This is a genomic window from Pseudomonadota bacterium (assembly GCA_022361155.1).
Taxonomy (GTDB): domain Bacteria; phylum Myxococcota_A; class Polyangia; order Polyangiales; family JAKSBK01; genus JAKSBK01.
The window spans coordinates 1-7,429 of sequence record JAKSBK010000186.1; the positions used below are offsets into that span (position 1 = coordinate 1).

The 7,429-nt window shown below is 60.9% G+C and carries 9 protein-coding genes and 1 tRNA gene; all 10 read right to left on the bottom strand.

What is annotated here, in order from left to right:
• Nucleotides 1–3,317 (bottom strand): DNA-directed RNA polymerase subunit beta (gene rpoB / locus MJD61_06795; GenBank protein ID MCG8554983.1); only part of this gene is annotated, 3,317 nt, incomplete at its 3' end.
• Nucleotides 3,318–3,561: 244 nt separating this feature from the next.
• Nucleotides 3,562–3,945, bottom strand: a complete 384-nt coding sequence (rplL, locus tag MJD61_06800) for a 50S ribosomal protein L7/L12 (protein ID MCG8554984.1) — start codon at nucleotides 3,943–3,945, stop codon at nucleotides 3,562–3,564.
• 69 nt (nucleotides 3,946–4,014) lie between these two features.
• Nucleotides 4,015–4,563 (bottom strand): 50S ribosomal protein L10, encoded by a 549-nt coding sequence (gene rplJ / locus MJD61_06805; protein ID MCG8554985.1) that lies wholly within the window; start codon nucleotides 4,561–4,563, stop codon nucleotides 4,015–4,017.
• A complete protein-coding gene (gene rplA, locus MJD61_06810; protein MCG8554986.1) occupies nucleotides 4,563–5,261 on the bottom strand; it encodes a 50S ribosomal protein L1 in 699 nt (232 codons plus the stop codon). Before rplA ends, rplJ begins: the two co-directional genes overlap by 1 nt.
• 50 nt (nucleotides 5,262–5,311) lie before the next feature.
• Entirely contained in the window at nucleotides 5,312–5,755 is a 444-nt protein-coding gene (rplK, locus tag MJD61_06815; protein ID MCG8554987.1) for a 50S ribosomal protein L11, read from the bottom strand.
• A gap of 29 nt (nucleotides 5,756–5,784) precedes the next feature.
• Entirely contained in the window at nucleotides 5,785–6,297 is a 513-nt protein-coding gene (gene nusG, locus MJD61_06820; GenBank protein MCG8554988.1) for a transcription termination/antitermination protein NusG, read from the bottom strand.
• 273 nt (nucleotides 6,298–6,570) lie between these two features.
• The gene (gene secE / locus MJD61_06825; protein ID MCG8554989.1) at nucleotides 6,571–6,981 is read right to left on the bottom strand and encodes a preprotein translocase subunit SecE; all 411 of its coding nucleotides are present in this window, start codon (nucleotides 6,979–6,981) and stop codon (nucleotides 6,571–6,573) included.
• Between the two features lie 44 nt (nucleotides 6,982–7,025).
• A tRNA-Trp gene (locus MJD61_06830) sits at nucleotides 7,026–7,102 on the bottom strand.
• Nucleotides 7,103–7,128: 26 nt separating this feature from the next.
• On the bottom strand, nucleotides 7,129–7,284 hold the full coding sequence (gene rpmG, locus MJD61_06835) for a 50S ribosomal protein L33 (protein ID MCG8554990.1): 156 nt from the start codon (nucleotides 7,282–7,284) through the stop codon (nucleotides 7,129–7,131).
• Nucleotides 7,285–7,287: 3 nt separating this feature from the next.
• Nucleotides 7,288–7,429 (bottom strand): elongation factor Tu (gene tuf / locus MJD61_06840; GenBank protein ID MCG8554991.1); only part of this gene is annotated, 142 nt, incomplete at its 5' end.

Consider the following 7,429-nt stretch of genomic DNA (forward strand, 5'->3'; position numbering starts at 1 on the left):
AGAATACGACTTACTACGCCCTTGTTACCGTGCCGCCCGGCCATCTTGTCTCCCACCTGCAGCTTCCGTTTGATGGCGATATAGACCTTCACCATCTTGATCACACCGGGCGGCAGCTCATCGCCCTTCGAGAGCTTGCCGATCTTTTCCTGAAACCGCTCTTCGATCGAAGCGATCTGACGCCCAAGGCGCTCGGTGATCGTCCTCAGCTCCTCGCCGTGCTTCTCGACTTCGATCTGCCCCCAGTACTTGCGCAAGATCGCATTCAGCCCCTCCTGCGTCAGAATCGTTCCCTTCGCGAGCAGCACCCTGCCGCTGTCATCAACGAGCTTCGCGGTGGTCTTATTGTCAACCAGGAGCTTACGTATCCGGCCGTATGCAGACTCGCGAAAGATCTTGATCTCATCGGCCATGTCCTTTTCGAATTTGGCGCGCTCATCCTCTTCGATCTGCTTCGCTCGCTCGTCCTTCTCGGTGCCCTTGCGAGTAAAGACCCGTGCATTGATCACTATGCCGGCTACGCCGGGCGGGACCCTCAAGGAGCTATCCCGAACGTCTCCCGCCTTCTCCCCGAAAATCGCACGTAGCAGCTTTTCCTCGGGAGTGAGCTGCGTCTCGCCCTTGGGAGTGATCTTGCCGACCAACACGTCGCCCGGGCTCACCTCCGCGCCGATCCGCACGATGCCGGACTCGTCGATATCCTTGAGGGCTTCCTCACCTACGTTGGGAATGTCGCGAGTGATCTCTTCTTTTCCTAGCTTCGTGTCCCTCGCTACACATTCGAACTCCTCGATGTGAACGGAGGTGAAGATATCCTCCTTGACGACGCGCTCGGAAATCAGGATTGAATCCTCGAAATTGTATCCACCCCAGGGCATGAATGCCACGACGACGTTCTTGCCGAGCGCGAGCTCACCACGCTCCATGGCGGGACCGTCGGCCAGCACGTCGCCCGCCTTGACACGATCGCCCGCCCGTACGATGGGCTTCTGGTTGTAGCACGTGTTCTGGTTGGAGCGCGTGAACTTGCCGAGCCGATAGATGTCCGGAAAAGCGCCTTCCTTGCCTTCTGCCCGCACCACGATACGTGCTGCGTCGACCGCTTCGACCACTCCCTCACGCTTGGCGACCGTGCAGGCCCCGGAGTCGCGCGCGACCTTTGCCTCCAGGCCGGTGCCAACCAGGGGCGCGCGGGTATCGAGCAGGGGCACGGCCTGCCGCTGCATGTTGGACCCCATCAACGCGCGATTCGCGTCGTCATGCTCCAAGAAAGGTATCAGCGAGGCAGCCACCGAAACGAGCTGATTGGGCGACACATCCATCATGGTGATTGTCTCCGGTGGAACCATCACGACATCACCGTTGTAGCGAGCGCTCACAAGACTGTCGGTCAGCTTCCCGGATTGCTCGGCTATCGCCGCGTTTGCCTGCGCAATATAGTGGTTCTCTTCCTCGAGTGCGCTGTACCAACGGACCTCCTGGGTAACCTTGCCTTCCTCGACCTTTCGGTAGGGGGTCTCCACGAAGCCGTACTCGTTGACCCGGGCATACGTCGACAGCGAGGCTATGAGGCCGATGTTCGGTCCCTCGGGTGTCTCGATCGGACAAATGCGCCCGTAGTGCGTCGCGTGTACGTCCCGCACCTCGAATCCGGCTCGCTCGCGAGTCAACCCGCCGGGACCCAAGGCGCTCAAGCGGCGCTTGTGGGTCACCTCGCTCAGCGGGTTGGTCTGATCCATGAACTGGGACAGCTGGCTCGACCCAAAGTACTCCTTTACGACCGCGCTGACCGGCTTGGCGTTGATCAGGTCGTGCGGCATGAGCGTTTCGAGCTCTTGGGACATGCTCATGCGCTCCTTGATGGCGCGTTCCATGCGGACCAACCCGATCCGGTACTGATTCTCCATCCGTTCGCCGACCGCGCGCACGCGACGATTCCCGAGGTGGTCGATATCGTCCACCGCGCCTCGGGTGTTCTTCAGGAAAATGAGATGCTTGATCGTCTCGAGAATGTCCCTATGTGCAAGCACGGTGACGTCGAGCCCCGGCTTTTCCGCTGCTTCGGCGTAAAACTTGTAGTTGAGCTTCAGCCGTCCCACACGCGACAGATCGTAACGCTCCGGATTGAAGAAGAGGTTGTTGAACAGCGATTTCGCCGTGTCCAGGGTGGGCGGGTCGCCGGGCCGCAGGCGGCGGTAGATTTCTAGAATTGCCTCGTCGCGCGTCTGAATCTTGTCGGCTATCAGTGTGTCGCGCAGGTAGCTTCCAACGTTCAGCCCGTCGATGAAGAGTATATTGAACGAGTGAATCTTGGCCTTGCGTAGAGCTTCCAGCTTCTCCTCGCTCAGCTCTTCGTTGACCGCAAGCAACACCTCCCCCGTCTGTTCATCGAGCACATCCTGGGCGCTTACTTTTCCGTTCAGCTCGCTGACATCGAGAGGCAGCCGGTCCAAGCCAGCCTCCTGCAGCTTGCGGATTGCGGCTCGTGTGAACTTGCGGTTCTTGCGGACTACGATCTCGCTTCCGACCTTGATATCTCGCGTGGCGCGCTGACCCGGAAGCAGCCCGTACTGGATGGATTTGGAGACCTTCTTGCCAGATTCGAGATAGATGGTTTCCGTATCATAGAAGAACGAAAGCAGCTCCTGGGTGGAGAGGCCTAGCGCCTTGAGCAGGACGGTGGCGTGCATCTTGCGGCGGCGATCGATGCGCGCGAAGATCAAGTCCTTGGGGTCGAACTCGAAGTCGAGCCAGGATCCACGGTAAGGAATGACTCGCGCTTGGTAGAGCAGCTTTCCGGACGAGTGGGTCTTGCCTTTGTCGTGGTCGAAGAACACACCCGGACTGCGATGCAGCTGGCTAACGACAACGCGCTCGGTGCCGTTGATGACGAACGTGCCGTTGTCCGTCATCAACGGTATTTCGCCAAAGTACACCTCCTGCTCCTTGATATCCCGCACGACACGGTCGCTCGCATCACCCCCGGTGTCGTAGATGATGAGCTGGATGGTTACTTTGATGGGTGCGGCGTACGTCATGCCACGCTGCCGGCACTCGTCGACGTCGTACTTGGGCCGTTCGAGCGTATACGAGACGAATTCCAACTCGCTCGTGCCGTTGAAATCCTTGATCGGGAACACGCTGCGAAAGACCCCCTGGAGCCCGATCTCTTCGCGCGCCGAGGGGGGAATCTCGGACTGCAGAAACTGGTCGTAGGACTTCTTCTGGATGTCGATGAGATTAGGAATCTCGATGATCCGGCTGATCTTGCCGAAGCTGTGACGTATCCGGAAATTGCTCTGTATCGCGGTGGCCATCGCTGCGTTCCTTACGGCCGGCTGTTAGCTGGGCATGCTGCGAGTCCATCGGGGCCTTGCCGGCTTAGGGCCCGCGGAAGAACAACTCGTGTGTTTCGGCGAGGACTGGGCGCCGATAGCCCCGACACGCATGAGGGATCGGGCGAACGGCGCGCGGAAGGGCGTAGCTTGCCCTTGCAGCGAGCCGGGTCGCGAGCTGATTGCAGTGGCTTGTGTCCGGGCGAACACGAGCTGAATGGAATCCTCACTTGATGGTGACCGAAGCGCCAGCTTCTTCCAACTTCTTCTTGAGCTCTTCGGCTTCCTCCTTGGAGACCGCTTCCTTCAGGGCCTTGGGTGCGCTCTCTACGAGCTTCTTCGCATCCGCGAGACCGAGCTGGGTAATCTCGCGCACTACCTTGATGACGTTGATCTTCTTGTCACCGAAAGCAGTGAGCTCGACGGTGAACTCCGTTTGCTCGGGTTCGGCTTCGGCGCCTGCAGCACCGGGGGCGGCGGCCATGGCGGCAGCCACCGGCGCCGCGGAAACACCCCACTTCTCTTCCAGCGCCTTGACCAGATCCGCAACCTCCATCACGGTCCAGCTGCTGAGCTCCTCGACCATCTGCTCTTGAGTCATGTTTGCCATCGAAACTCTCTCCACTTGTTGTCGCCGGCGGGGCGACAAAAACCTGCCTCGACCTACCCCCCAAGCGGTCTAGCCCCCGCCCTGCTGCTGGCGCACGCGTGCATCGAGCGCGTACACGAACCTTTGGGCCGGTGCACCGAGCTGACGCGCCAGGCTCTGCGCCGGTGCCTGCAACTGAGCGAGCAGCAGCGCCCGCGCTTCGTCCTTTCCCGGCATGGTGGCGAGCTCGCGTTCGACCCGCTCACCGGGCATCACGCGTGCTTCGAACACACCGCACTTGACCCGTAGCTTCTTCGCCCGCGCCTCGTCCTGGCGGAAAGCCTTGACCACCTTTGCTGCTGCCGAAGGATCCTCGTAGCTGCATGCGATTGCGGTGGGTCCCTTGAGGTGAAGCTCCAGGTCGGCCTGGTTTTCCAAGGGGGTGCCCTGCAGCGCGCGTCGTATCAATGTGTTCTTCGCGACGCTGTAATCGACACCGGCCGCACGAAACTGGGTTCTCAGATCCGTGGCCGACGCAACATCCAACCCACAAAAATCCAGCAACACCAGTGTAGAGGCCTCCGAGAAGCGCTTTCGAAGCTCGGCGACAGTGTTTTCCTTGAGCGCGCGATCGCTCATCACGCCACCTCCACCGTTGTGGAAGGGTCTATCTTGATACCCGGACCCATGGTGGAGCTTAGGGTGATGCTCCGCAGATACGTGCCTTTGGCAGTCGACGGCTTGGCCTTCACCAGCGCGGTCACAAGCGTCTTTACGTTTTCCTCCAGCTGCTCGGCCGCAAACGACGCCTTGCCGACCGGAACATGCACGATACCGGCCTTTTCAACTCGAAACTCGACCTTGCCGGCCTTGGCCTCGCGCACCGACTTGGCTACCTCGAAGGTGACCGTTCCCACCTTGGGATTGGGCATGAGGCCTCGAGGTCCCAGAATGCGCCCCAATCTTCCAACTACGCCCATCAGGTCAGGCGTGGCAATCACGGTGTCGAAGTCCAAGAAGCCCCCCTGCACCTTTGCCGATAGATCGTCCGCGCCCACGTGATCCGCGCCCGCTTCGACGGCCTCCGCTGCCTTGTCACCCTTGGCAAAGACCGCCACGCGTTTGCTCTTGCCAGTGCCGTGCGGAAGCACAATGGCGCCGCGCACCATTTGGTCGGCGTGCTTCGGATTGACTCCCAATCGTACAGCGATGTCCACGCCTTCGTCGAACCTCGCGAACCGGGTCTCCTTGACCAGAGCGCAAGCCTGCCGCAGCGCATAGCGCTTGGCTCGATCCACCTTGCCTGTGGGCTGCTGTCGCCGTCTGGCTGATTGCACTTGGCGTCCTCCAAATCGCGATACGTTCCGAACACGCCGCTCGGACCCGACTAGTCGACAACCTCCACCCCCATCGACAACGCCGTTCCGGCGATACTACGCATGCACGAGTCGATGCTCGCGGCGTTGGTATCCTGGATCTTGCTCTGTGCGATCGTTCGCAGCTGCGCCTGGGTGATGCGCCCAACCTTGTCTTTGTTTGGCCGCGACGAGCCCGAGCCGGGTTTCTTGCCCAGCTTCAGCCCAAGCTCCTGCTTGATCAGGACCGACACGGGCGGCGTCTTGGTGATGAAGCTGAACGATCGGTCCGAAAACACGGTGATCACGACAGGGATCGTAAGCCCCGCATCCTTCTGGGTCCTGGCGTTGAACTCCTTGCAGAAGGCCATGATGTTCACGCCGTGCTGGCCCAGCGCTGGACCCACCGGCGGAGATGGGTTGGCTTGGCCCGCGGGAAGCTGCAGCTTGATCTGGCCGATGACCTTCTTCTTCATACGCTTGCCCTTGTCCCTTCACCCATGGCTCACGCCGTCTTTTCAACCTGGCCATAATCCAACTCGACCGGGGTGGCGCGACCAAAGATGGAGACGAGCACACGCACCTTCTGCTTCTCCGGTTTCACTTCTTCCACCGTGCCGGTAAAATTCGCAAACGCGCCGTCAATGACCCGAACGTGGTCGCCCGCTTCGAACATCACCCGTGGTTTCGGCTTGGCAGCCCCTTCTGCCACCTGCTGGACCACTGCCTGGATCTCCGGCGGAGGCACCGGACGGGGACGTCGGCCTCCGACGAAGCCGCTTACCTTGGGAGTGTCGCGCACGACATGCCATGCTTCGTCGCTCATCAGCATCTGCACGAAAATGTAGCCGGGATAGAACGTCTTGCTCATCACCCGGCGGCCGCCGGGACGCGCCTCCTGGACGTTCTCCTTCGGTATCAGCACCTCTCCGAAGGCATCTTGTAGGTTCGCCTGCCGAATTCGCTCCTCGAGCGACACTTTGACCTTGGCCTCGTAGCCTGAGTAGACCTGCACCACGTACCACTTCTTGCCGCCATCGCTGGCCGCCTGCTCAGGGTCCCCCCCCCCAGGCTCGGTGCTCTGCTCGATCACGGTGGATGCTGCAGCCGGATCGAAACCCTGCGGGGCTGCGATTTCGTCGGCGGCATCGGTGGGCTGATTCGGGACCAAGGTCGAGCTTGGCTCCTTGCGGCCGGTTTCGGCCTCGGCCGCTTCCGTGGTTCCGGGCTCGACCCGAGTCCCATCCTGTGAGTCCGATGTCGGACGGCTGGAGTGTTCGCTGCTCACGCGTCATACCTTGTAGATAAGGTCGGTAATCGCCGACCATACCGCATCGAATGCGCCGAGAATCGCGGCTGCGATTAGCGACGTGATGATCACTACCACCGTCGAAGTCGACGTCTCCTGCTTGCTCGGCCAGGTGACCTTGGAAAGCTCGCCCGCGACCTCGTGCGTGAGCTGGTTGAGCCGCGGGTTTCGGTACGACGCTCCCACGACGGCGGCCGCTGCCACGAGCGAAACCGCCGACACCACGGTGGCGTTCGGCTCCTGGAACAGCCGCCAGATCGGTGTGATCGCCTTGTCCAGCAACCAGAATAGCCCCGCGCCCGCGGCCATGAAGGCAAGCTGGACCCAGCGCAGCAGACCAAGCGTTCGGGCTTCCGGCCTGGAGCCGCCACGACGCGCGTCAGGCTGGGTCATCGTCTCGGCCATGGACAAATGGTGCCTCTTACTCTCCGATGGGTTGGCAGGCCAGGAGGGACTCGAACCCCCAACCTTCGGATTTGGAATCCGTCGCTCTACCAATTAGAGCTACTGGCCTCTGGTCGGTCGTCTCTATTGGTGGACCTATTTTGATTCCTTGTGGAGCGTATGGCCATTGCAGGCCGGACAATATTTCTTGATGGAAAATCTTTCGGTCGCTGGCTTGCGCGCTCTCGAGGTCTGGTAGTTGCGGGCTCCGCAGCCAGTGCATACAAGCGTGATCTGCACCCGGTCACCCAAGGTCTATTCGACGATCCTGGTGACGACGCCGGCTCCGACGGTGCGGCCGCCCTCGCGGATGGCGAAGCGTTGTTGTTCTTCGAGCGCCACTTTGCTGATCAGCTCGACGGTCATTTTCACGTTGTCGCCGGGCATGACCATCTTG

Bases quoted from the DNA above. Each gene is read 5' to 3' on its own strand.
- rplL (MCG8554984.1), bottom strand. From the start codon at position 3,945: ATGGCAAACATGACTCAAGAGCAGATGGTCGAGGAGCTCAGCAGCTGG.
- rplJ (MCG8554985.1), bottom strand. From the start codon at position 4,563: ATGAGCGATCGCGCGCTCAAGGAAAACACTGTCGCCGAGCTTCGAAAG.
- rplK (MCG8554987.1), bottom strand. From the start codon at position 5,755: ATGAAGAAGAAGGTCATCGGCCAGATCAAGCTGCAGCTTCCCGCGGGC.
- secE (MCG8554989.1), bottom strand. From the start codon at position 6,981: ATGACCCAGCCTGACGCGCGTCGTGGCGGCTCCAGGCCGGAAGCCCGA.